Origin of the sequence: Azospirillum sp. INR13, from assembly GCF_015390205.1 — a bacterium.
Taxonomy (GTDB): Bacteria; Pseudomonadota; Alphaproteobacteria; order Azospirillales; family Azospirillaceae; genus Azospirillum.
In genome coordinates, this window is record NZ_VUOI01000001.1 from 201323 (window position 1) to 224149 (window position 22827).

Genomic DNA, 22827 nt, shown 5'->3' on the forward strand with positions numbered 1-22827 from the left:
GATCGCTGCGGGTGTTGCGCAAGGCCGCAGGCAACCGGGGAGACCCGGACAAGCACGGAAGAAGAAAAGCACGGACGGCCACGGAAATGCCGCTCATCCGTGCTTATCCCCGCCCGTCCGCCCGCACACTGTCGGCCCGGACGGACATGGATAAGCACGGCGTGAAGAGTCCCGTGGTCGTCCGTGCTCCAAATTCCGTGTTCATCCGTGTTTCCACGCCTCTCCCGAAGGGTATAGGCCCGGCCACCGCGGATGCGCGCGATTTACGCCGCCTTGCGCTCGCGGCGCAAGGCCCATTTCACCGTCAGCCCCTCGGGGCCGCATTGTCCCTGCATCATGATCTGCCGGGTGCGGCGCGGCTCGTCCCCGCTGCCGAGATAGACGCTCTCCGCCACCTCCAGCACGGCGCCGGTCACCCGCATGCGCCAGGCATTGCCGCTGGGCAGGCGCAGAAGCACCTGGTCGTTGCTTCCATTCCCCTGCGCCTGAACCGGCACCACCTCGACATTCGGATGCAGGTGGAAGCGGATGGCGTAGGGCTGCGGCTGCGGCGTGGCGCCGATCACCGGTTCCAGCGTGTCCTCGCCGCGCAGATCCTCGCCATTGTCGGCCAGATAGACGCGGCGGCGGTGCAGCAGGCCGAATCCCTTGCTGTAGCCGTTGTGGCTGGCGACCACCAGCATGGCGCCGTCGGATTCCTGCCGCTCGCAATTGACGTTCGTCGGCCGGCGGCCCAGCCCGCCCTTCTCCAGAACCTCCGACGAGTTGGTGTCGGCGACCACCATGGTCGAATGCGCCGATGTCCCGGCCAGCGCCGCGCGCCAGGCGCCGCGCTGGGACGGGTGGCTGCCGCAATTGACGATCAGCCGCTCCTTGTTGACGGAGACCTCCATCGACAGGGTGCCGGCGTGGGCGCTGCGGTCCAGCCCCACCGGCGGCGGCGCGCCGGTGTCGAGCAGAACCAGGGTGCGCCCGGCAAGCAACCGCTCGAACCCGGTGTGCGGCGCGCTCTTCAGCGGACGGCCGCGGGCGTCGGCCTGGGCCAGAACCGTGTCGATCAGCGCCGGGTCCTCCTCCCGCCCGCCGTTGAACAGGGCGAGCCCGCCATCGACATGACGGAAGAAGCGCAGCGCCGGCGTCATGCGGTCGATGGCATGCTGGAGGCTTTCCGGCACCTCCTCCCGCGCGACGCGCAGAACGGCGCGCATGTCGATCAGGTCGCGCAGCACCCGCATCTGGATCGACGGGTTGCGCTCCACATGGCCGCCGTCCGGCAGGATCTGGCGCGGCAGTTCCTTGTCGAGCAGGCGCAGGGCCTCCCGCGCCGCCTTGTCCTGGTCGGGCAGGCAATAGCCGCCATAGAGCAGCCCCTTGATCGCGCCGATCAGCCGCTCGCCGTCCAGCTTGGCCGGCGCCACGCGCAGCAGATGGCGGAGCTGGCGCGCCATGCTCTCGAACACGCGGGCACGGAACTCGTCGTCGGCCGAGGCGCAGTAGAAGTCATGCAGGCCGATCCAGCTGGCCAGCCGCGTGCCCAGCACGTCGGGCGCCCAGCTCTGCGCGTGCCAGCCGCCATTCTGGTCCAGCCACGACCACACCAGCACCCGCGCCCGCCGCCGCGCCGTGTCGCCGCCGACCGCGCGCAGGTCGCGCAGCCATTCGAAGCCATGGGCGGCGCGCAGCCAGCCGGGGCTGGCGCCCTGGGGCCGCCAGTTGGGCGCGCCGTTGGGATCGACCATGATAGCCTGCCCGGCGAAGCCCATCCGTCCGGCCAGAATGGCGTTGCCGTTGCCGGCGTCGCCCGGCCAGGGATCGGGCGGGACCACCGCCAGCGCCCCCGGCGCCTTGCCGCCCAGCATCAGGGCGTAGAGGGGGTTCCCATAGGCAAGGCGCGCCATGCCGCTGCGAAACCGTCCGTTCCCGTCGCCCATCAGCGCCGACTCCTTCAGGACCGCGAGCGGCGTCGGCGGCCGGCGGAGGGTGATGATGCGGTGCGGGAGAACACGGACGAAAGCATAGGTCGTGTCGTATCAATTCGCCGCCCGCACCGCAAGACGGGCCTGGGATTTATCCCTCGCTGCGGAACGGATACGGCCTCAGTCCGGGCGCCGTTAGTTTGGGCGCCGTTAGTTTGGGCGCCGGCGCAGCCTTGCGACGAAGAAGCCGTCGATCCCACCGAGATCGGCCAGCATCCCCGGGAGGCTGCGGACCTCGCCGGCCTCGTTGATCGGCTCCGACAGGCCGCCAAGCTCCTCGGCGGTGACCGGCCAGCGCTCCACCCGCTTGTCCTGCTGCAGCAGGCGGGCGATCTGCACCTCCCCCTCATCCGGCTGGATGGAGCAGGTGCAGTAGATCAGCGTGCCGCCGGGCTTGACCAGCTCGACCGAGCGCGCGAGCAGCCGCGCCTGGGCGCGGGCCAGCTTGGCGATGTCGTCGGGCGTCTTGACGCGCAGGATGTCGGGATGGCGCCGGATCGCCCCGGTCGCCGAGCAGGGCGCGTCGAGCAGCACGGCGTCGGCCGGCTCCTCCGGCTCCCAGGTCGCAGCGTCGGCGGCCAGCACCTCTGCCTGCAGCTTGAGGCGCTTCAGGTTCTCGGTGACCCGCTCCAGCCGGCGGGCGGAGCGGTCGATGGCGGTGACCTGCGCGCCCTGCACCACCAGCTGCGCCGTCTTGCCGCCGGGGGCGGCGCACAGGTCGAACACCCGCTTGGCCCGAAGATCGCCGAACAGCTTGGCCGGCAGCGAGGCGGCGAGGTCCTGGATCCACCACTCCCCGTCCTCGAAGCCCGGAAGCTCGATCACCGATCCGCCGGGCGGGCGGCGCAGCGATCCGGTCGGCAGCAGGGTGGCGCCCAGCCGCTCGGCCCAGCCCTCCGGGTCGGACTTGACCGTGATGTCCAGCGGCGCCTCGTGCAGGTGCGCCTCGACGATGCCGCGGGTGCGGGCGGTGCCGTAGGCGGAGCGCCAGGACAGCCACAGCCAGTCCGGCGTGTTCAGCCGCCCGGCATCCTGCCGCGCCGCCATCTCCACCCCTTCGCGTCCGATTCGGCGCAGCACGGCGTTGATCAGCCCCTTGTAGGGAGCCGCGTTGCGCGCCGCCGCCAGTTCCACCGCGGTGTCGACCGCGGCATGGGCAGGGGTGTTCAGGAACACCAGCTGCGCCGTTCCCAGCCGCAGCATGTCGTGGATGGCGGCCTTGGGCAGGCCCGGCTTGGCGAGGCTGGACTGGATCAGCTCGTCGATCTGGCCCAGGCGGCGCAGGACGGTGGCGACCAGCAGGCGGACGAAGCCGCGGTCGCGCGGCTGCAGCGCCGCCAGTTCGGGATGCGCGTCGAACGCGTCGTCGAAGGGAACGGACTTGCGCAGCACGTCGCGCAGCAAGTCGAGCGCAACGCCGCGGGCGGCGAGGGAAGTGTCGGTCATGGATTAGGATCTAGCGCGCCGGACGGCCGGTGTCGATACGGGATACCCTGCGATTTCAAACAGCCCGTGGCGAGCCTATGGGAAGGAAAAGACAGGGCCGGAAAAAGCGAAGGGCCGGTGCGTCGCCGCCCGGCCCTTTGAACTTCGCTTCATCACCGGAGAACTGGAGCGGGCGAAGGGATTCGAACCCTCGACCCCAACCTTGGCAAGGTTGTGCTCTACCCCTGAGCTACGCCCGCGCTCCCGTCGTCCGGGAGCCGCTTTCTACGGAAACACGGCCTCCGCCGCAAGAGGAAAATTCACCGTCCCATCACTTTTTTCGTGGAGGTCCCATCCGTCTTTGCCGCGCTGCGGCGCCGGGCGTCTTGCGTCCCTTCGGCAGGGCGCTATGGTGTGCGGCCATACGGCAACGGATGGAGATTGCGGCATGGCCGGCACCATCACCCTGACCCGCGATGGAGCGGTCGCGACCCTGACCCTGTCCAACCCGGACAAGCTGAACGCCTTCGACAAGCCGATGTGGCACGCGCTGATCGGCCATTTGGGCGCGCTGGAAGCCGACGAGGGAACCCGCGTCGTGGTGATGCGCGGCGGCCCCGGTTCCACCGGCGCCCGCACCTTCTCCCCCGGCGCCGACATCTCGGAGTTCGAGAGCGAGCGCAACAGCCCCGAACAGGGCGCCGACTACGGCGACCTGATGGACGAGGGGCTGGACGGACTGCGCGGCCTTCGCCACCCGGTGCTGGCCGCAATCGACGGCCCCTGCTGCGGCATCGGGCTGGCGGTGGCGCTGGCCTGCGACCTCAGGGTCTGTTCGGAGAGCAGCCGCTTCGGCGTGCCCGTCAGCCGGCTCGGCATTTCCCATGGGCCCGACGGAGCTGAAGCTGGTCGCCGACGTGGCCGGCGGTCCGGCGGCGCTGGAGATCCTGCTGGAAGGCCGCGTCTTCGGTTCGGCGGAGGCCAAGGACAAGAACCTCGTCCACCGGGTCGTCGCCGACGAAAACTTCGAGGCGGAGATCGCCGCCACCGTCCAGCGCATCGCCGCCGGCGCGCCGTTGGCCGCCACCCTGCACAAGCGCTATGTCCGCCGCCTGTCCGACCCGGCCCCGCTGACCGAGGCCGAGATCGCCGAATGCTACCGCTGCTTCGGCACGCAAGACTTCCGCGAGGGCTACCGCGCTTTCCTGGAGAAGCGGAAGCCGGTGTTCACGGGGCGCTGATTTTGGGGAAAGTGCAGTTGCGGTTCACAAGATTCACACGGATGTCACGGATTTAGACACGGATTACACGGATTTTTCTTGAACATGGCGACGTTCCGGCCGTTCCCGGCAGGCATGGACCCGGGCAACGCCGCATCCGTGACATCCGTATCGAAATCCGTGACATCCGTGTCGATCTTGCCCGCCGATCCCGCACTTCCCAAAAGACGGTCTATCTCCGACCGCGCTTACGCATGGCAGGGCTTTCGCACGCGCGATGGTCATGGCGGCGGAGCGGCTCACATTCGTAGGGTTCCGCTTCCTGCCTGACGGTCCGTCATGTCGCGTGTCACCCCGCTGATCATCGCCTGCGCCCTGTTCATGGAGAATCTCGACGCGACGGTGATCGCCACCGCGCTGCCGGCGATCGCGCGGTCGATGGGCGAGGATCCCCTGCGGCTCAGTCTGGCGATGACCTCCTACATGCTGGCACTGGCGGTGTTCCTGCCGGTCAGCGGCTGGGCGGCGGACCGCTACGGCGCGCGCACCGTCTTCGCCAGCGCCATCGGCGTCTTCACGCTGGGCTCTGTCGCCTGCGGCCTGTCGAACGGGCTGGCGGAGCTGGTCGCCGCCCGCATCGTCCAGGGCATCGGCGGAGCGATGATGGTGCCGGTCGGCCGGCTGATCCTGCTGCGCACGGTGCCTAAGGACCAGCTGGTGACGGCCATGGCGCGGATGACCCTGCCGGCGCTGATCGGCCCGGCGCTGGGGCCGCTGGTGGGCGGAGCGATCACCACCTACGCCTCCTGGCGTTGGATCTTCTTCATCAACGTGCCGATCGGGCTGGTCGGCATCGCGCTCGTTCTGGCGCTGATCCCCAACCTGAAGGAGGAGCAGCGCGACCCCTTCGACGCCCGCGGCTTCCTGTGGAGTTCCATCGCGCTGGCCGCCTTCATGTTCGGCTTCGAGAACATCGGGCGCGACCTGCTGCCGGCCTTTGCCGTGGCGGGGCTGCTGGGGGCGGCGCTGCTGGCGACGCTGGCATATCTGCGCCATGCCCGGCGGGTGGCGCGGCCGGTGCTGGATCCGTCGCTGTTCCGGCTGCCGACCTACCGCGCCTCGGTTTTGGGCGGCACGCTGTTCCGCATCGGCATCGGTGCCGTCCCCTTCCTGATGCCGGTGATGCTGCAGATCGGCTTCGGCCTGACCGCCTTCGAGTCGGGTGCCCTGACCTTCGCCGGGGCGGCGGGGGCGCTGACGATGAAGGCGCTGGCCGGCCCGATCCTGCGGCGCTTCGGCTTCCGTCTGGTGCTTGGGCTGAACGCGCTGGTCAGCGGCGTCATCCTGGCCGGCTACGGCGCCTTCCGGCCCGACACGCCGCATCTGGTGATCCTGGGCGCGCTGCTGCTGGGCGGCTTCTTCCGGTCGCTGCAATTCACCGGCATGAACACGCTGAGCTATGCCGAGGTGCCGCAGGCGATGACCAGCCGGGCCAACACGCTGGCCAGTGTCATGCAGCAGCTGTCGCTGAGCCTCGGCGTCGCCGTCGGCGCCACGGCTCTGCACCTGACCGTGCAGTGGAGCGGCGGCGCCCTGACCCCGGCCTCCTTCGTTCCGGCCTTCCTGACGGTGGGGCTGATGGCCTGCGCCTCCAGCCTGCCCTTCTGGCGCCTGCCCGCCGATGCCGGCGACGAGATCAGCGGGCACATAGGCGGCGGCCGCAAGGCGGTCGTGGCCGACGGGAATTCCCGCGGCGCGGCGGTCAAGACCGCCGCCTTGACCGATGCGGCGGATTAGCGCCGCCCTGACGGGCGCGGCGGATTAGCAAAACTGGGTCGAACAGCCGGCCGGCCATTTCCGAGCATCGGCAACAGCCCTATCCATTCTACGGATATCCCCGGATCGCTGAGACTTCGGATGAGAATAATTCCGGCGATCATGATTAATTTTCGTGCGAGTCCCTTTCGGTAGAGCGTGCGTTCCGGGCGCGTTCCCGCTATAAACATGCATGGCGGCCATGCGCCGTCCTCAAGATAATGGGAGGCTCCGGGCGGCTGCGCACCGGGGCGGGACAGCATGATGGATTGGGACAAGCTGCGGGTTTTCCACGCGGTGGCCGAAGCCGGCAGCTTCACGCATGCCGGCGAGACGTTGAACCTCAGCCAGTCGGCGGTCAGCCGCCAGATCAGCGCGCTTGAGGAAAGCCTGGGCGTTCCGCTGTTTCACCGCCACGCCCGCGGGCTGATCCTGACCGAACAGGGCGAGTTGCTTCACCGCACCGCCCGCGACGTCTTCGCCAAGCTGTCGATGACCGAGGCGATGCTGACCGAAAGCCGGGAGCATCCCAAGGGCCCTCTGCGGGTGACGACGACCGTCGCCTTCGGATCGACCTGGCTGACGCCGCGCATCAACGAGTTCATGTCGATCTACCCCGACATCCAGTTGACGCTTCTGATCGACGACGACGAGCTGGACCTGGCGATGCGGGAGGCGGACATCGCCATCCGCATGAACACGCCGCGCCAGCCGGACCTGATCCAGCGGCACCTGATGTCGATTCGCTTCCATCTCTATGCCAGCCAGAGCTACCTGAAGAAGAAGGGTACGCCCAAGACGCCGGCCGAGTTGGACAGCCACGACCTGATCACCTATCCGCCCGACGTGCGGGCGCCGATCCCCAACGTCAACTGGATCATGGAGATGGGCGATCCCTCGCCCAACCGGAAGCCGATCCTGCAGGTCAACAGCGTCTACGCCATCTACCGCGCGGTGGAGAGCGGGCTGGGCATCGGCGCGCTGCCCGACTTCCTGGTCGACAGCTTTTCCAAGGACGTGACCCGCGTCCTGCCCGATGTCGACGGCCCGAAGGTCGACGCCTACTTCGTTTATGCCGAAGAATTGCGCCATTCCAAGCGCATCGCGGTCTTCCGCGACTTCCTGGTTAAAAAAGTGGCAGAAACGTCGTTCTGATCCGGGGCGCTTTCCGACAGTTTGCAAGAGAGTTGCCGAAATCGACCGCGCTGCACCATCTTTCGAGGGCAGCCCAGCCGATTTCGGCATTTTTATTAGCCTTCTAAGCGTTCTTTCAAGCCATGCGTGGCTTGCATGGTAGATTTATTCATTTGTGCCTGGAAAGTTGGCAGCAGAATGGTCAAATTTTGACCGTTGGATGCTGCGACGCAGCACCCGATGTTTCGTCCCGGAGGTCTCCCCTCCGGGGTTGGGTCCTAGGACCCAGCGTCTCCCAGACGTGAAGCCTCCCTGTTCAACTCGCCGCTAATCCATCGGATTAGCGGCGGTTTTTTTTATGGGCAGGGCGTCCGGCGGACACTTTGGGCGGGGTGCGGCATTTCGTCCCCCTCTTCCTCCTCCAGCGCTGCCCGTGCGATGGCCAGGATGTTGTCCAGGCGGATGACCAATTCGTTCTCGCACAGGGCCGAACGCGCTGCGGCGGCTTCTTCCATGATGGAACACAGGGCATTACGTCGGGTCATCGCAACCTCCGATCTAATGGAGCGGGCCGGCATCCACCCGGCCGTCCGCTGCTCCTGTAACGTGTCCAGCCCACCGTCGTTTTCTCGCCTGTGAAAAACTTCACAGCAAGGTCGCAGCAGTTTCGCATACCTGTTTATGCACCAGCAACGGAGGGCTCCCACATGCAGATGCGCAACATCAGGGTGAACGGCAAGCGGACCAGCATGAAGCTGATGCCGGTGGAGTGGGAGTCGCTGGAGGAAATCTGCACCCGCGAGCACATGACGATGAGCGAGTTGGTGTCGAAGATCGATGCCGAACGCCAGGACTGCGACAATCTCACCGGCTGCGTCCGCGTCTACGCGCTCTGCTACTTCCGCAAGGCCGCCACTCTGTCGGAGCCGATGCCGCGCCATCGCGCGCCGGAAACCATCGCCTACGCGGCTGAATAAAGACGCCAAGCAACGACGCCGGGAAGCCAGCCGCATCTTCCCGCATAAACGGTTGGCCCAAACACTCCACGTCCGCACCCCACCATCGGACGGTGGCGCAGGTGCGGCAGGCACACCATTTTCGACGCAGGGCCCCTTTCCGGCGGCCGCCTTCCCTCCACGCGTCGATCGAGGTGATGTGCCGATGCCGGATGCCCACCAGTTTCCCGTCTACAGCGTCGGCGAGCGGCGGGCGGATGCGGCCGTTCATGCCGTCGGCGTCACGGCCGGGATCGCCGGATTCGTCTGGCTGCTGAATGCCGCGGTCCTCTCCGGCGCATTGCCGGTCCGGACCGCTCTGGCCCTGGCGATCTATGGGCTGGGGCTGGTCGGCATGCTCACCGCGTCGGCCGCCTACAACCTCGCCCCGCCCGGCTTCGGCAAGGCACTGCTGCGGCGGGTCGACCATGCCATGATCTTCGTGATGATCGCCGGCACCTACACCCCATTCACGCTGGGGCTGGGCCAGGGCGTCGTGCTGGGCGGGGCCGTCTGGGGCGGGGCCGCCTTCGGGGCGGCGCTGAAACTGCGCTTTCCCGGACGATTCCACCGGCTGGGACTGGCGCTGTATCTCGGGCTGGGCTGGGCGATCGTCACCGCGCTGGAGCCGCTGGGGTCGGTGCTGTCGGCACCCGCGCTGTGGCTGCTGGTTGCCGGCGGTCTGATCTATACCGTGGGCGTCGTCTTTCACCTGATGGAGCGGATGCCCTACAACAACGCGGTCTGGCACCTGCTGGTGCTGGCCGCCGCCAGCTGCCATTTCGCCGCCGTCTCGGTTGCCTTCCTGCCCTGAGATCTTCCTGCACCGAGATCTTCCTGCCCTGGGACGGGACAAACGGTTAGGGATTCCGTATCTTCCCCGGGCCACAATCCCAGGGAGAGATGATGGGCCAGCTGGACCTTACGGGACCGTCGAGCCGCCTGACGCTGCGGCCGCATGGACGGATCGCGCTCGCCGGCGCGGCGCTAGCCCTGTCGGTCATGGTCGCGGGCGGTACGGCCCGGGCACAGCCGTCCTTCGACTGCAAGGCGGCCTCCACGCCGGTGGAAAAGGCGATCTGCGCCGACCCCAAGCTGGCCGATGCCGACACTGAGATCGCCGACGCCTACAAGACTCTGCAGGCCCTGTCCGGCACCGCCGACCGCGAGCGGCTGCGGGCGGAGCAGAAAGCATGGCTGGCCCAGCGCAACCAGTGCGCCACGGCGGGCTCCGGCCTCGCCGCGTGCCTCGCTCCGGTCCTCGACGCCCGGCGCACCGCGTTGGCCGAGTCGGTGCCCAAGGCGGTCGCCGCGCTGTCGGCCATCGTCGACGGCATCGCCGCCGACCCGGCCGGTGCCGGGAAGCGGCTGGCCGAGATCCGCGGCGGGCTGGGCAAGGGGTGGACCGCTTATGCGCTGCGCTTCGGCCCCTCCCCCGACCGCGCCAAGGCCGACGCCCTGCTGCGCGACGCCATCGAGGGCATCGAGGATCCCTATTCGCGCGAAACCGCGTCGGGTGTCGACCTGACGACCGACGAAGGCTTCCTCACCGCCCTGCGGGTGGTCAGCGACGATGTCGAGATGGCGTGGCCCTGCTCTGTGATGGAGCGGCGCGGTGCGGCGGCCTGGAAGGCGATGGAGCCACTCTACGGCAGCAGCCGCGACAATTTCGGCGCCCATCCCGCCTGCCCGGACGACGACGCCCTGCTCGCCTCCCCCGCCTGGAAGGCGGTGGACGACCTGCTCGCCCCGATGCTGGAGGCCGCGTCCAACCGCACCGGCACCATCCGCTTCGCCACCTACCGCCAGATGGGCATCGACCGCATGAAATCGGCGGTCGACCCGCGCCTGTTCCTCGCCGACGCGCCGGAACTGGCGGCGCTGGTCAAGGATGCCGCCGGCTGGAGCAACCCGCGCTGGATCGCGCCAGGCTGGGGCGAGCGTCTCCGCGCCGCGGTGGACGGGGCGGTGACGGCCTGGACGCCGCAGATCACGGGGCGCTACGCCATCGGCACCGCCGAGGCCCGGCGCATCGCCGAGGCGGTGGCCGCCCAGGGGTTGGGCGGCAGCATCGGCCTGATCGCCGACAATCTCGAACTCCAGAAGGACACCCGCCTCCCCGATTGGCTGCGCGGCCACTGGAGCTGGACAGGCGCTGCGGAGGACACGCCCTTCAACGCTCCCGCCGGCAAGGCCCGCATCGACTCCACCAGCATCTGCGTCGGCAGCGAGTGCGGCGGCTATGAGGTCGCCGGCCAGGGCGAGGACGCTCCCTTCGACCCGAAGGAGGTCAAGGCGGCCGGCGTCTCCCCCGCCCCCAATGCGGCGAAGCAGGCGGTCAGCCTCGCGCCCGTGTCGGCCGGCTTCAGCCTGACCATGGTCCCGCTGACCGGCGGCAACCTGCTGGTCACCGGCACGACGAAGCCGCTGCTGTTGAAGCGCGAAGGAAAGTAGAAGCGGAATGGAACAAAGGGGATTGGGCGGCCGGCCGCGCGGCTTCTCCTGCCCGGTGAACGCGAATCTCTTGCCTGCATCGTTCGGGTAGGCGACACTTCCCGGCGCGTGCTCCGGTTGCGGAGCCGGGCGCGGCTTTCCGGGGGGAGGCATGGCACGGAACCTGAAGGCGCTTGGGTTGTGGCGCACGGCGCTGGTCGCCAGCGTCCGCCAGGACGGGCCTGACCTGTCGGCGCGACAGCTGGCGATCCTGCTCCAAGTCTATCTGACCGATCCGCCGCACACCGTGCGCGGCCTCGCATCCCTGCTGAACATCTCCAAGCCCGCCGTGACCCGCGCGCTGGACCGGCTGTCGGTGCTGGGTTTCGTCAAGCGCAAGCGCGATGCGGAGGACAAGCGCAACGTGCTGGTCCAGCGCACGGTGAAGGGCAGCGTCTATCTGTCGGACTTCGCCGAACTGGTGATCGCCGCCGGCGCCGTGACGCCGGAGGACATGAGCCGCATCCAGGCCGACGAGGAACTCGCCGCCGCCGCCAAGGCCAGGCTGGAGGCTGAACTGCAGGACGTGCCGGCGCTGGAGACGTCGTCACTGTAATCAGCCGCGTTCCCCACTCAACGAACTGCTGCTGACTTCAAGGCAGCAGGTCTTAGCGCCAAAGCCCTCTCCCGCCCCGGGAGAGGGAGGGGACCCGCCGAAGGCGGGGAGGGTGAGGGGAATGGCAAAAATCCCGAACCGCATGGTTCCTTGGATCACCCCTCACCCTTCCCAAGCTGCGCTTGGGCCCCTTCCCTCTCCCGGGACGGGAGAGGGAGCTTTTACAGCAGCGCTTCCAGCACGCGGTCGGGCGGGGTGTGGCCGTCAATGAAGGTCTTGATGTTGATCACCACCTTCTCGCCCATGTCGATGCGGCCCTCGATGGTGGCGGAGCCCATGTGGGGCAGCAGGACGACATTGTCCAGCCGCAGAAGCTTCGGATTGACGGCCGGTTCATGTTCGAACACGTCCAGGCCGGCCCCGGCGATCTCGCCCTTCGACAGCATGCGGGTCAGCGCCACCTCGTCGATCACCTCGCCGCGCGAGGTGTTGACGATGTAGCAGTGCGGCCGCAGCAGCTTCAGCCGGCGTTCCGACAACAGATGATAAGTGGCCGGCGTGTGCGGGCAGTTGATCGACACGATGTCCATCCGCGCCAGCATCTGGTCCAGGCTGGACCAGTAGGTCGCCTCCAGCTCCTGCTCCAGCTCGGGATGGACGCGGCGGCGGTTGTGGTAGTGGATCGACATGCCGAAGGCGCGCGCCCGGCGCGCCAGGGCCGAGCCGATGCGGCCCATGCCCAGGATGCCCAGCCGCTTGCCGCTGATGCGGTGGCCCAGCATGGTGGTGGGCCCCCAGCCGGTCCACTGGCCGGAGCGGACCAGCCGCTCGCCTTCCGCCACGCGCCGCGCGGTCGCCAGCAGCAGCGCCATGGTCATGTCGGCCGTGTCGTCGGTCAGGACGCCGGGGGTGTTGGTGACGATGATGCCTCGCTCGCGCGCCGCCTTCAGGTCGATGTGGTCGACGCCGGTGCCGAAGGAGGCGATCAGCCGCAGCTGAGATCCGGCGGACTCGATCAGGGCGCGGTCGATGCGGTCGGTGACGGTGGGCACCAGAACCTCGGCGACGGCCATCGCCTCCTGCATCTGGGCGGGGGTCAGCGGAACGTCGTCCGGATTGAGCCGGGTGTCGAACAGCTCCATCATCCGCGTCTCGATGACGTCCGGCAGCTTGCGGGTGACGACAACGAGCGGCTTCTTCTTGTCGGTCATCGGTGCTGGTCCTCCCTTGCCCCGGCCCGCCCGCATCCCAGGTTCTGCGCGGCTGCTCCGGTCCATGGTTGCCATACCAAGCGGTCGTTGGACTGTCCAGAAGTCCGTCGCGAATGCCCGTCCTGCGGCAGGGCGCCCGAGGGTCGGACCGCATCCTGCGATTGGGGGTGGCGGCGCTTGCCCTATCGAACGGGTGGTCTCTATAGTGCGGCCCGATTTCGCCGCTCCCTTCCGTCAACACCGGTGCCGTCATGCTCGTCCGCCGCTCCGTCCTCGCCATGCTGGCCCTGATGATGGGGCTGGGCGCGGCCTGCGGCAGTTCGGCCTATGGCGGCACTGCCTGGGCCGCGGAGAAAGGCACGGAGAATCGTAAGGACCCGACCCACGCGTCGGGCCTGCCGATCCCCCGCTTCGTCACCGTGCGCGTCGGCGAGGTGAACCTGCGCTCCGGCCCCAACGGCAGCTACCCCATCGAATGGGTGTTCCGCCGCAAGGACATGCCGGTGGAGATCATCCAGGAATTCGACACCTGGCGCCGCATCCGCGACTGGGAGGGGGCGGAAGGATGGGTGCACCAGAGCGCCCTGTCCGGCCGCCGCGGCGTTCTGATCGTCGGCCAGACCCGCAGCGTGCACGAGGCGCCGCGCGGCGACAGCGCGGTGGTGGCGCGGGCCGAGCCGGGCGTGATCGGATCGCTGAAGAAGTGCCGCGACGACTGGTGCGAGGTGGAGTTGAAAGGCTATCGCGGCTGGATGAAGCGTGCCGATTTCTGGGGCACCTACGCCGGCGAGAAGATCGAGTAGGCGCTCTCCATAACCGTTCGGCGCCTGAACGGCGCCCGCGGGGCTTGAAGGTGGGCGGGAAAGGCCGTACGGTCGCGGCCTTACCTTTCTCTACTGCAAGAGCAGTCCCATGAGCGGCGCGTCCGGCAAACAGATCAAGAAAGTGGTGCTCGCCTATTCGGGCGGCCTCGACACCTCGGTCATCCTGAAGTGGCTGCAGGAGACCTATTCCTGCGAGGTGGTGACCTTCACCGCCGACCTCGGCCAGGGCGAGGAGCTGGAGCCCGCCCGCAAGAAGGCCGAGCTTCTGGGCATCAAGCCGGAAAACATCTTCATCGACGATCTGCGCGAGGAATTCGTGCGGGATTTCGTCTTCCCGATGTTCCGCGCCAACACGCTCTATGAAGGCACCTACCTGCTCGGCACCTCGATCGCCCGGCCGCTGATCGCCAAGCGCCAGATCGAGATCGCCAACATGGTCGGCGCCGATGCCGTCGCCCATGGCGCCACCGGCAAGGGCAACGACCAGGTCCGCTTCGAGCTGGGCTATTACGCCCTGCGCCCGGACATCACGGTCATCGCGCCGTGGCGCGAATGGACCCTGAACAGCCGCACCACGCTGCTGGACTACGCCGAGAAGAACCAGATTCCGATCGCGAAGGACAAGCGCGGCGAGGCCCCCTACTCCACCGACGCCAACCTCCTGCACATCTCCTACGAGGGCAAGGCGCTGGAGGACCCGTGGGTCGAGCCGGACGAGGACATGTACACCCGCTCCGTCGCCCCGGAAAAGGCGCCGGACACCCCGACCTACATCGAGGTCGAGTTCAAGAACGGTGACGCGGTCGCCATCGACGGCAAGGCGCTGTCCCCGGCGGCCCTGCTGACCGAGCTGAACCGCCTGGGCGGCGAGAACGGCATCGGCCGCCTCGATCTGGTCGAGAACCGCTATGTCGGCATGAAGTCGCGCGGCGTCTACGAGACCCCGGGCGGCAGCATCCTGCTGGTGGCGCATCGCGCGATGGAGAGCATCACGCTCGACCGCGGCGCCGGCCACCTGAAGGACGAACTGATGCCGCGCTACGCCGAGCTGATCTATTGCGGCTATTGGTGGAGCCCGGAGCGTCTGGCCATCCAGGCGCTGATCGACCAGACCCAGTCGCTGGTCAACGGCACGGTCCGCCTGAAGCTGTTCAAGGGCAACGTCACGGTCGTCGGCCGCAAGTCGCCGAACTCGCTGTACCGCATGGACTATGTGACCTTCGAGCAGGACAGCGTCTACAACCAGAAGGACGCGGAAGGCTTCATCAAGCTGAACGCGCTCCGCCTGCGTCTGGGCGCGATGGCCAAGCAGAAGATCGGGTAAGTCATCGGAGTTGCGGGAGGGCCGGTGGCTCTCCCGCAGTTGTTTTTTTCTGCCGGCCGGTTCCAGTCTTTACAGGCGCGGGTCGTTGAAGCCGGATTTTTCGAAATGCAGGGTCTGGTGCGGGAATTCGCACAGGGCCTGCACACTGTCGCGGCGCAGAAAAAGCCGCCAGCTCTGCCAAGCCGTCGGCTCCGATTTGCGGAACACCGCACAGTCCAGCAGCGCCAGATTGGCGCCTCCCCGAGGATCGCGGATCGACGCATAACGGATGGCCTGGACGCCCGCAGCCCGCGCCGCCTCGGCCAGATCCTGGCACGCACCATAGTCGGTGGGATGGGTCCAGCGGGCGCCATCCTCGTTCAGCGGTTCCGCCGTCAGGTCCAGCCCGCCATCGGTTCCATAGAGGACGCAGAAGGCCGTGTACTCGCCCGGGTTGGCCGGCAGCGGGGTATCAGGGGAGTCGGCGAAGAACAGCAGCCGGTAGAAGGCCAGTTCGGCCACGGCGCTTGCCACCGCCTCCGCGGCATAGAACACGCCGGGCGTCCGCCCAGCCCGGCGGAAGCGCGATCCGACCGGATACTCGGCATCGTAGCGGAACGGCGACGACAGCAGGAAATGCAGCCCCCGGCAACCGGCGGGAACCGGCGGCTTGGTCTGTTCCAGCAACTCCTCCAAAAGCCCCTGCTCCTCCCAGTCATCGACCAGCTTGAGGGTGGAGACCCTGTGCTGCGCCTCGACCAGCCGCCACGCCTCGCCCGCCAGCGGGCGCCGCTCAGACGACAGCGCGCCGGCTGTCCAGATACGCGATGACATTCATCAATCCGGGAATGGTCTGGATCTGCTCCAGCGGTTTGCCGCCCAGCGCCCGGTTGTCGTTGCGCAGCCACGCGGCGGCGACCTCCGCCTCGCCGCCGACGATGCTGTCGAGCGAGCGGTAGAGCCGGATGAACAGAAGCGCCAGTTCGAATTCCTTGCTGCGCTCGGACAAGGGCAGGCCCTTGGTCCGCATGCGCGACAGGGTCGGTTCGGATACGCCGATGACCTTGCCAAGCACGCTGTTGGAAACGCGCAACTGCTCCGCAGCCCGCAACACCGCCTTGGTGACGACGGAAGCCGCCGCGGGAGCCCTGGTCGCCTGCACCTGAGAGGTCATGGCACGCCTCCTTCTCTTGAAAGAAATACTTACATTTCTTTCAAGAGAAGGCAACGACCCATCATTGATGAGGTTCCGGGCAGCATGACGGCGAAGACACCCGGCACCCCTGTCCGGTCACTTCCCCGCCGCCGCAACCACCTTGTCGATGGCGCCCAGCGCGAATTTCAGCACCGCCTCGTCGGCCAGCTTGCCGTCCCTGATCTTCTCGCCGACGGTGCCGATGACCACCTGGGCGCCGCCGATCAGCTTGGCCGGGATCGCCAGCAGCGTGTCGTTCACCTGCTGGTGCGCGCGCACGCCGCCGGTGAAGGCGGGGGAGTTGGAGATGACCAGCACCGGCTTGCCGTTCAGCGCCGACTTGCCGTAGGGACGCGATGCCCAGTCGAGCGCGTTCTTCAGCACGCCCGGCATGCCGTAATTATACTCCGGCGTGACGATGACCACCCCATCGGCCTCGGCGATGGCCTGACGGAAGGCCTGGACCTCCGCCGGGGCGTCGGGGGTGTCGATGTCCTGGTCGTAGAGCGGCAGGCGCAGGTCGCGGATGTCCATGCTGAGGCCGGCCGGCAGGGTGTCCTGCAGCCCGCGCAGGACGGCCAGCGAGTTGGAGTTGCTGCGCAGGCTGCCGGGAAGGCCCAGCAGTTTGGCACGCACCGTTGCATCGGTCATGAAGCGGTTGCCTTTCCTCTTATGGTCGAACCCGTCGATATCAGGCGCGGTTGGGATGCGACGGGCCGCTGCCCGCCCCGGTCCGGGCGATGGAGTCGGCGATCTCGTCGAGATCCTCCGGCGTCAGGGTCAGGGTTGCGGCGTCCAGCCAGCCGTCAACCTGGGCCGGCGTGCGGGCGCCGACAATGGCACCGGTGATCGCCGGCCAGGACAGCACCCAGGCCACCGCGACGGCGGCGATGGTGGTGTCGTGCCGCTCCGCGATCGGCGCGAAGGATTGCGCCAGCGCCAGATTGCGCTCCAGCGCCTCGCCGGTGAAGTTGGCGTTGCTGGACCGCCAGTCGTCGGCCGGCAGGGCCTTCGCCCGCTCCACCGTGAAGCGGCCCGTCAGCAAACCCGCCTGCATCGGGCTGTAGACGATGACGCCGGTGCGGTGCGACAGGCACCAGGGCAGCTCCGACGCGGCGACGTCGCGGCGGATCGCCGAGAAGGGCGGCTGCAGCGTGTCGACATGGCCCAGCCGCTCCGCCGCCTCCAACTGGGTGGCGTTGTGGTTGGACAGGCCGACGGCGCGGACCTTGCCCTCCGTCTTCAGGTCCAGCAGGGTCTGCCAATACTCCTCGACCGCCTCATGTTCGGCCGGCCAGTGCATCTGGTAGAGGTCGATCCGCTCGACGCCCAGCCGCTTCAGCGACGCTTCCAGTTCGCGGCGGATGCTGTCGGGCTTGCCGATCCGGCGCGGCATCGCCTTGCGGTCGGCCTCGTCCCATACCAGACCGCATTTGGTGAAGACATAGGGGCGCTCGGCCTCGGGCATTTCGGCCAGAGCGCGCCGCACGATCTCTTCGGAATGGCCGAGACCGTAGACGGCGGCAGTGTCGATCCAGTTGATGCCGCGTTCCACCGCATGGCGGATGGCGGTGACCGACTGGCTGTCGTCCTGCGCGCCCCAGCCGGCGGCCCAATCCGGCCCGCCGATCGCCCAGGCGCCGAAGCCGACGCGGGTGATCGCCATGTCGGTGGTGCCGAAGCGGCGGGTCGGCAATCCCGTCCTGCTGACGCCGTTGCTTGTGGTGCTCATGGTTGCCTCCTCGATGATGGCGCTGACATGGGCTCGACCAGCTCAGCTTTCCAACAGGTCATGGCCGACTTGCACCCGGGCGGGGTTGGCGCACGCTGGCGCTCCCCTTGTGACCATCTTGGGCTCTGACTGTTGGTGGAGGCGACGGCTACCTAATTTGAGGCTACACAAAGGGTGCCCAGCCGATGCCGGCGGGCACCGACTGGGTTGACGACAGGCTCGACCGGAGCGGAGACGGGAGGCGACATGGCGACGCGGCGACTGGATCGGGAAGACCACGTCCGGAAACATCTGGCGCTGATGCTGCAGGATTGGCAGGAGCAGACCGGCCGCGACATGGCGACTGCGACCGCCGACCAGCGGCTCCAGCACTGCACCACCCTGCTGATCGACCTGCTGGGTGAAGCGGAGCGGGCGGACGAAGCCGCCGTTGCCGAAAGCTGAGATTTCAGGAAGCGAAGGAACGGCCCCGGTGCGGGGCCGCTCCTTGAATTGCGCTCCCGATCCTTACTGCGGCGCCATGCGGATGGCGCCGTCCAGGCGGATGACGTCGCCGTTCAGCATCTCGTTCTCCAGGATGTGCTGGACGAGACGGGCATACTCCTCCGGCTTGCCGAAGCGCTTGGGGAAGGGGACGGTGGCGGCGAGGCTGTCCTGCACCTCCTGCGGCATGTTCAGCAGCATCGGCGTGCCGATCAGGCCGGGGGCCACCGTCATCACGCGGATGCCGTTGCGGGCGAGGTCGCGCGCCGCGCAGATGGTCAGGGCGACGATGCCGCCCTTCGACGCGGCATAGGCGGCCTGCCCGATCTGCCCCTCATAGGCGGCGACGGAGGCGGTGTTGACGATCACCCCGCGCTCGCCGCTGTCCAGCGGATCCAGCTTCGCCATGTCGGCCGCCGCCAGCCGCAGGATGTTGAAGCTGCCGATCAGGTTCACCTCGATCACCGAGCGGAAATTCTCCAGCGGCATCGGGCCGTCGCGGCCGACGATGCGCTGGGCCGGCGCGATGCCGGCGCAATTCACCGCGATGCGGGCCGGCCCATGGGCGGAGCGCGCCTGATCGAGCGCCCGCTCGGCGGAAGCGCCGTCGGTGACATCGCAGACCAGGCCCAGCCCGCCGATCTCGTGCGCGGTCTTCAGCACCGCGTCCTCGTTGACGTCCAGCACGGTCACCTTGGCGCCGAGCCCGGCCAGATGACGCGCCGTCGCCGCTCCCATGCCCGAGGCGCCGCCGGTGACGATGGCGGACAGACCCTGGATGTTCATGGCATCTCCTCCTTAATTGCGGCCGGTCCGTACGGGGCGCCGGCCTTGTGTCCAACAGGCTGTGATCGCACTTGTTGTTTGCCGGATGGCTTTGTTTACCAGATGGCCGCCCGACCATACCACACCGTATGGTCGGGACGCATCAGGGTGGCGATCCGCGCCGGCTATGACGCCGGCGGTTTTCTCGAGAAGGGACCAGATCCCGGAGGGTTTCAGCGTCCATGACAGCATCCGTTCCCACCAGCACCGCGCTGACGATTCCCGATCCCGAGCGGGTCGAGCAGGACGAGCGGCTGGTCCGCCGCCGCTTCTGGCCGAAGCTGCGCGCCAACCTGCACCGCATTCCTTTCCTGGAAGAGCTGCTGGCCGCCTATTTCTGCGCGACCGATCCGGCGACGCCCTACCGGGCGAAGGGGATCTTGCTGGCCGCCTTGGCCTATTTCGTGCTGCCTGTGGATGCCCTGCCCGACTGGCTGCTGATCGCCGGCTTCACCGACGATGCCGCGGTGCTGGCTGCCGCCATCCAGACGGTGCGCGCCAACCTGACCCCGGCGCACTGGACCCGCGCGAAGGAGACGCTGCGCGCCGAGGCGGCCGGCGGCGAAACGGCACAGCCCGGCTAACCGGCCGCCGTCCTTGCGGCCTTGCGCCCGTCCGCCGCGTCGCGGTGCATGGTGTAGAGCGCGGAACCGGCGATCACCAGCGCACCCACCCAGCCCCACGGATCCATGGTCTGGCCGAAGGCGAGCCACGCCACCAGCGCGGTGAAGGGCAGCCGGGCATAATCGTAGGGCATCATCGCCGAGGATTCGGCCAGCGACAGCGCCTTCGTCATCGCCAGCTGGCCCGCGGTCAGCAGCCCGCCCAGAAGCGCCAGCGCGCCCAGCACGCTCCAGCTTGGCCAAGTCCAGACGAACAGCGCCGGCACCAGCGCCATCGGGGTGACCAGCAGGCCGAGAAAGGTGACGATGACCGGCGCGCTGTCCCTGCGGCTGAGCATCCGCATCTGCAGCACGGTGGCGGCGGCGGCAAGGCAATGCGCGAACAGAGCCAGGAAAGCCAGATCGACCGGAGTGGCGCCCGGCCGCAGCACGATCAGGACCCCGGCGAAGCCGGCACACACCGCCGCCCAGCGCCGCAGCCGCACCCGCTCCCCCAGGATCAGCGCCGCACCCACTGTGACGAACAGCGGAATGGCGAAACTGACCGATGTCGCGGTCGGCAAAGGGATATGGGCGATGGCGTAGAACCAGCCGGCCATCGCGCACAGGCTGGTCACCGCCCGCGTCACGTAGGGACGCAGCCGCCCTTCCGCCAGCACCGACCGGCAGGCCGGCGCCCCCGCCGTCAGCGCCCAGGGCAGCATCCACAGCAGGCTGAACAGGTTGCGGAAGAACACGACCTCCAGCGGGTCCATGACGGTGGAGGCCCATCGCACGGCCGAATTGCCGATCCCGAACAGCAGCGCCGACAGCAGCATGAAGCCGGCACCCAGCAGCAGACGGTTCGTCGGCGCCCGCAGACCGGGCCCCGCATTCATGGGGGGAGAGGCTGAGACGGTCACGGTCAGTCGTCCCTGGAGAGCCGCTTTGGTGGACGGCGTTCGGTGGAAGCTGTTTGGGGCCGGTTGCGGCAGCAGGGTCGGGGCCGGTCCGCCGTCTGGCGCGTTAGCGCAAACATGAACCGCGCAGAACAACCCCCACCTCCTGTGCCGAGGCGATGATCCTCCGACGATAACCGGGGTGACGCAAGCGAAATGCAACCGACCCTTACGTCCATACTCCCGTATGACGTGTGGCGGTCTTCACGATATGGAGCCCGATTGGACCGGCCGGTGCGGCAGGCAGATGGTGAACCGCACGCCGGGGCTGGTGTTCTCCACCGTCAGGGTGGCGCCCAGCTGCTTGGACAGGGTGTGGATCAGGCGCATGCCCAGGCTGCGGCTGCGGCGCCAGTCGAAGTCGGGCGGCAGCCCGACGCCGCGGTCGCCGACGACCAGGCGCAACGCATCGCCATCCGACCGCAGGCTCACGGAAATGACGTTGGCGGCCTCGCAGCCGCTCCCATCCGGCCGGCCGTCACCGTTGCCCGCCTCGGCGGATACCGGGGTGGCGAGCAGCCGGTAGGCATGCTTGATGGCGTTCATCACCAGCTCGTTGGCGAGCAGGCCCAGCGGCACGGCATGATCGGTCGGCACCTCCGCCGGCTCCACCGCCAGTTCCAGCCGCCAGTCGCCGCCTTCGGACCGGGCGGAGCGCTCCAGCTCCCGGCACAACTCGGTCAGATAGTCGTGGAAGGGGATGAAATGGACGTCGTCGACGCGGTAGAGCAGCCGGTGGATGTCGGCGATGGCCTGTACGCGCCGCCCCGCCTCCAGCAGATGGTCGCTCAGCCGCGGATCGCCCACCGCCTGTCCCTGCAGGCCCAGCAGGCTGGACACCACCTGCAGGCTGTTCTTGATGCGGTGGTTGACCTCGCGCATCAGCAGGTCCTTCTGCGCCAAGGCCGCGTCGCGCTCGCCGATGGTGCGCTGGAGCGACGCGGTCCGCTCGACCACCCGGCGCTCCAGTTCGCGCTGCACCTGCCGGGCGGCGCCGGCCTGCCGGAAGCCGAAGACCGACAGCGCCGCCAGCGCCAGCGCCGCCGCCGCACCCAGGCCGGCATAGGGCGCGATCAACCGGTGCCACGACGCCAGGACCGGGGCCGTATCAAGCCGGACGACCACATGCACCGGCCAGCTGTCGACCCGGCGATGGGCGACGATGACCGTGTCGTCGCGCGCCGCCCCGCCTTCCGGCCGCGTCTGGATAGCCCGGCGGGCCAGATCCGACAGCGGTGCCGGATCGGCGGCATCGTCGGGCTCGCGCACCAGGACGTCGAGATCGCCGGCCCGCACCAGGATGGTCACCGGCCGATGGGGGACGTCCAACTCCTTGTAGAAGCCCGACAGATAGGAGGGATCGATGGTGACCGAAGCCATGCCGCGGAAACGGCCGTCCGGTTCCGACAGCCGGCGGCTGAGCAGGAAGGTCGCCTTGTTGGTCACCCGGCCGATGATGCGCGGGCCGATATGGGGCTGGTCCACCGCATCGCCCACCCCGGTCGCCCGGCTGTGGAACAGGAAGACATCGCGGTCGGACGCATCGGAAAAGGGCGCCGGAAAGGCCAGCGTCGTCAGCCGCAGCAGCCCCGCCCCGTCGTTCAGCCAGATCGCATCCAGGAAAGGCAGGCGGGCGCGCTGGCCGTTCAGCTTGTCCCACAGGGCACGCGACCGGGCGATCTCGTCCCACGGGCGCCCGGCGGTTTCCTGGGCGGCATATTCCACCAGAAGGTCGGCTGCGTCGAACAGGCGGGCCGCATGTTCCGCCAGCACCCGGACGGCGGCCTCGGCGCGCTCCTGAGCCCCGTTCAACGCCCGCTCGCGCGATTGCACCCCGACCACCGCAGTCACCACCGCGAGGAACAGGAAGCCGCAGGCCGCCAGCCAGCCGATGGCCGCCTCCAGCCGCGGCTTGCGGTAGGGATGGACGATGTCCGCGGCCGGAGTCGGGCTCCCGGCGGGCTCGTCGGATGAGTGGGCAGGCGGAACCATGAAAGCGGCCGTTCCCTTTCCGCAGTTGCGGATCGCCGCGCCGGACGGCGGGCAAGCGGCAAGAATCGCGGAATAGTAGCGCAGGAC

Annotated in this window: 22 protein-coding genes, 1 tRNA gene and 1 pseudogene; 12 read left to right on the forward strand and 12 right to left on the reverse strand. The window is 68.4% G+C overall.

The window, feature by feature from the left end:
• Positions 1–263 precede the first annotated feature (263 nt).
• From F1643_RS01005 to F1643_RS01015, 3 genes are all read right to left on the reverse strand, one after another.
• Entirely contained in the window at positions 264–1931 is a 1668-nt protein-coding gene (locus tag F1643_RS01005; RefSeq protein ID WP_194909904.1) for a heparinase II/III family protein, read from the reverse strand.
• 195 nt (positions 1932–2126) lie between these two features.
• Positions 2127–3422, reverse strand: coding sequence for an RsmB/NOP family class I SAM-dependent RNA methyltransferase (locus F1643_RS01010; RefSeq protein ID WP_194909906.1), 1296 nt, complete (start codon positions 3420–3422; stop codon positions 2127–2129).
• A 164-nt stretch (positions 3423–3586) separates the two neighbouring features.
• A tRNA-Gly gene (locus F1643_RS01015) sits at positions 3587–3661 on the reverse strand.
• Positions 3662–3849: 188 nt separating this feature from the next.
• On the opposite strand from F1643_RS01015, the pseudogene F1643_RS21935 reads away from it, so the two are divergent.
• The 4 genes and pseudogenes from F1643_RS21935 to F1643_RS01030 all read left to right on the forward strand — a co-directional run.
• Positions 3850–4227: pseudogene (locus tag F1643_RS21935) on the forward strand (enoyl-CoA hydratase/isomerase family protein); the annotation flags it as partial.
• A gap of 58 nt (positions 4228–4285) precedes the next feature.
• Positions 4286–4642 carry an enoyl-CoA hydratase-related protein gene (locus F1643_RS21940; RefSeq protein WP_255542272.1) on the forward strand — a complete coding sequence of 119 codons (357 nt, stop codon included), beginning with the start codon at positions 4286–4288 and terminating at the stop codon, positions 4640–4642.
• Between the two features lie 318 nt (positions 4643–4960).
• Complete coding sequence (locus F1643_RS01025; RefSeq protein WP_194909908.1) at positions 4961–6418, forward strand: DHA2 family efflux MFS transporter permease subunit; 1458 nt, start codon at positions 4961–4963, stop codon at positions 6416–6418.
• 282 nt (positions 6419–6700) lie between these two features.
• Positions 6701–7591 (forward strand): LysR family transcriptional regulator, encoded by an 891-nt coding sequence (locus F1643_RS01030; RefSeq protein ID WP_194910142.1) that lies wholly within the window; start codon positions 6701–6703, stop codon positions 7589–7591.
• Between the two features lie 335 nt (positions 7592–7926).
• Here the strand turns inward: F1643_RS01030 and F1643_RS01035 are convergent, their stop codons facing one another.
• Positions 7927–8115, reverse strand: coding sequence for a hypothetical protein (locus F1643_RS01035; RefSeq protein ID WP_194909910.1), 189 nt, complete (start codon positions 8113–8115; stop codon positions 7927–7929).
• A 162-nt stretch (positions 8116–8277) separates the two neighbouring features.
• Here F1643_RS01035 and F1643_RS01040 point away from each other — a divergent pair, with 162 nt between their 5' ends.
• From F1643_RS01040 to F1643_RS01055, 4 genes are all read left to right on the forward strand, one after another.
• Positions 8278–8547: a ribbon-helix-helix domain-containing protein gene (locus F1643_RS01040; RefSeq protein ID WP_194909912.1), complete on the forward strand. Its 270-nt coding sequence runs from the start codon at positions 8278–8280 to the stop codon at positions 8545–8547.
• 184 nt (positions 8548–8731) lie between these two features.
• The gene (locus F1643_RS01045; RefSeq protein ID WP_206692223.1) at positions 8732–9379 is read left to right on the forward strand and encodes a hemolysin III family protein; all 648 of its coding nucleotides are present in this window, start codon (positions 8732–8734) and stop codon (positions 9377–9379) included.
• Positions 9380–9468: 89 nt separating this feature from the next.
• Positions 9469–11019, forward strand: a complete 1551-nt coding sequence (locus tag F1643_RS01050) for a lysozyme inhibitor LprI family protein (RefSeq protein ID WP_255542273.1) — start codon at positions 9469–9471, stop codon at positions 11017–11019.
• 151 nt (positions 11020–11170) lie between these two features.
• On the forward strand, positions 11171–11614 hold the full coding sequence (locus F1643_RS01055) for a MarR family transcriptional regulator (RefSeq protein WP_194909929.1): 444 nt from the start codon (positions 11171–11173) through the stop codon (positions 11612–11614).
• 221 nt (positions 11615–11835) lie between these two features.
• Here F1643_RS01055 and F1643_RS01060 read toward each other — a convergent pair whose 3' ends face one another.
• The gene (locus F1643_RS01060; RefSeq protein WP_149223941.1) at positions 11836–12825 is read right to left on the reverse strand and encodes a D-glycerate dehydrogenase; all 990 of its coding nucleotides are present in this window, start codon (positions 12823–12825) and stop codon (positions 11836–11838) included.
• 251 nt (positions 12826–13076) lie between these two features.
• Between F1643_RS01060 and F1643_RS01065 the strand changes: the two genes are divergently transcribed.
• A complete protein-coding gene (locus F1643_RS01065; RefSeq protein WP_255542274.1) occupies positions 13077–13628 on the forward strand; it encodes an SH3 domain-containing protein in 552 nt (183 codons plus the stop codon).
• Positions 13629–13737: 109 nt separating this feature from the next.
• Positions 13738–14973 (forward strand): argininosuccinate synthase, encoded by a 1236-nt coding sequence (locus F1643_RS01070; RefSeq protein ID WP_109075188.1) that lies wholly within the window; start codon positions 13738–13740, stop codon positions 14971–14973.
• A gap of 69 nt (positions 14974–15042) precedes the next feature.
• Here the strand turns inward: F1643_RS01070 and F1643_RS01075 are convergent, their stop codons facing one another.
• The 4 genes from F1643_RS01075 to F1643_RS01090 all read right to left on the reverse strand — a co-directional run bounded on the left by F1643_RS01075 (position 15043) and on the right by F1643_RS01090 (position 17879).
• On the reverse strand, positions 15043–15786 hold the full coding sequence (locus tag F1643_RS01075) for an RES family NAD+ phosphorylase (protein ID WP_194909931.1): 744 nt from the start codon (positions 15784–15786) through the stop codon (positions 15043–15045).
• Positions 15746–16126: an antitoxin Xre/MbcA/ParS toxin-binding domain-containing protein gene (locus tag F1643_RS01080; RefSeq protein ID WP_194909932.1), complete on the reverse strand. Its 381-nt coding sequence runs from the start codon at positions 16124–16126 to the stop codon at positions 15746–15748. The genes F1643_RS01075 and F1643_RS01080 overlap by 41 nt, the downstream gene beginning before the upstream one ends.
• Before the next feature lie 117 nt (positions 16127–16243).
• Positions 16244–16798 (reverse strand): NADPH-dependent FMN reductase, encoded by a 555-nt coding sequence (locus F1643_RS01085; protein ID WP_194909934.1) that lies wholly within the window; start codon positions 16796–16798, stop codon positions 16244–16246.
• Positions 16799–16838: 40 nt separating this feature from the next.
• Positions 16839–17879, reverse strand: coding sequence for an aldo/keto reductase (locus F1643_RS01090; protein WP_206692224.1), 1041 nt, complete (start codon positions 17877–17879; stop codon positions 16839–16841).
• Between the two features lie 246 nt (positions 17880–18125).
• Here F1643_RS01090 and F1643_RS01095 point away from each other — a divergent pair, with 246 nt between their 5' ends.
• Positions 18126–18323 carry a hypothetical protein gene (locus F1643_RS01095; RefSeq protein ID WP_194909936.1) on the forward strand — a complete coding sequence of 66 codons (198 nt, stop codon included), beginning with the start codon at positions 18126–18128 and terminating at the stop codon, positions 18321–18323.
• 63 nt (positions 18324–18386) lie between these two features.
• Here the strand turns inward: F1643_RS01095 and F1643_RS01100 are convergent, their stop codons facing one another.
• The gene (locus F1643_RS01100) at positions 18387–19148 is read right to left on the reverse strand and encodes an SDR family NAD(P)-dependent oxidoreductase (protein WP_149223935.1); all 762 of its coding nucleotides are present in this window, start codon (positions 19146–19148) and stop codon (positions 18387–18389) included.
• 221 nt (positions 19149–19369) lie between these two features.
• Between F1643_RS01100 and F1643_RS01105 the strand changes: the two genes are divergently transcribed.
• Entirely contained in the window at positions 19370–19771 is a 402-nt protein-coding gene (locus F1643_RS01105; RefSeq protein ID WP_194909938.1) for a YkvA family protein, read from the forward strand.
• Here the strand turns inward: F1643_RS01105 and F1643_RS01110 are convergent.
• Both F1643_RS01110 and F1643_RS01115 read right to left on the reverse strand, forming a co-directional pair.
• The gene (locus F1643_RS01110; RefSeq protein WP_370540423.1) at positions 19768–20712 is read right to left on the reverse strand and encodes a DMT family transporter; all 945 of its coding nucleotides are present in this window, start codon (positions 20710–20712) and stop codon (positions 19768–19770) included. The genes F1643_RS01105 and F1643_RS01110 overlap by 4 nt on opposite strands.
• A 240-nt stretch (positions 20713–20952) precedes the next feature.
• Positions 20953–22740, reverse strand: a complete 1788-nt coding sequence (locus tag F1643_RS01115; protein WP_194909940.1) for a sensor histidine kinase — start codon at positions 22738–22740, stop codon at positions 20953–20955.
• Between the last annotated feature and the right edge of the window lie 87 nt (positions 22741–22827).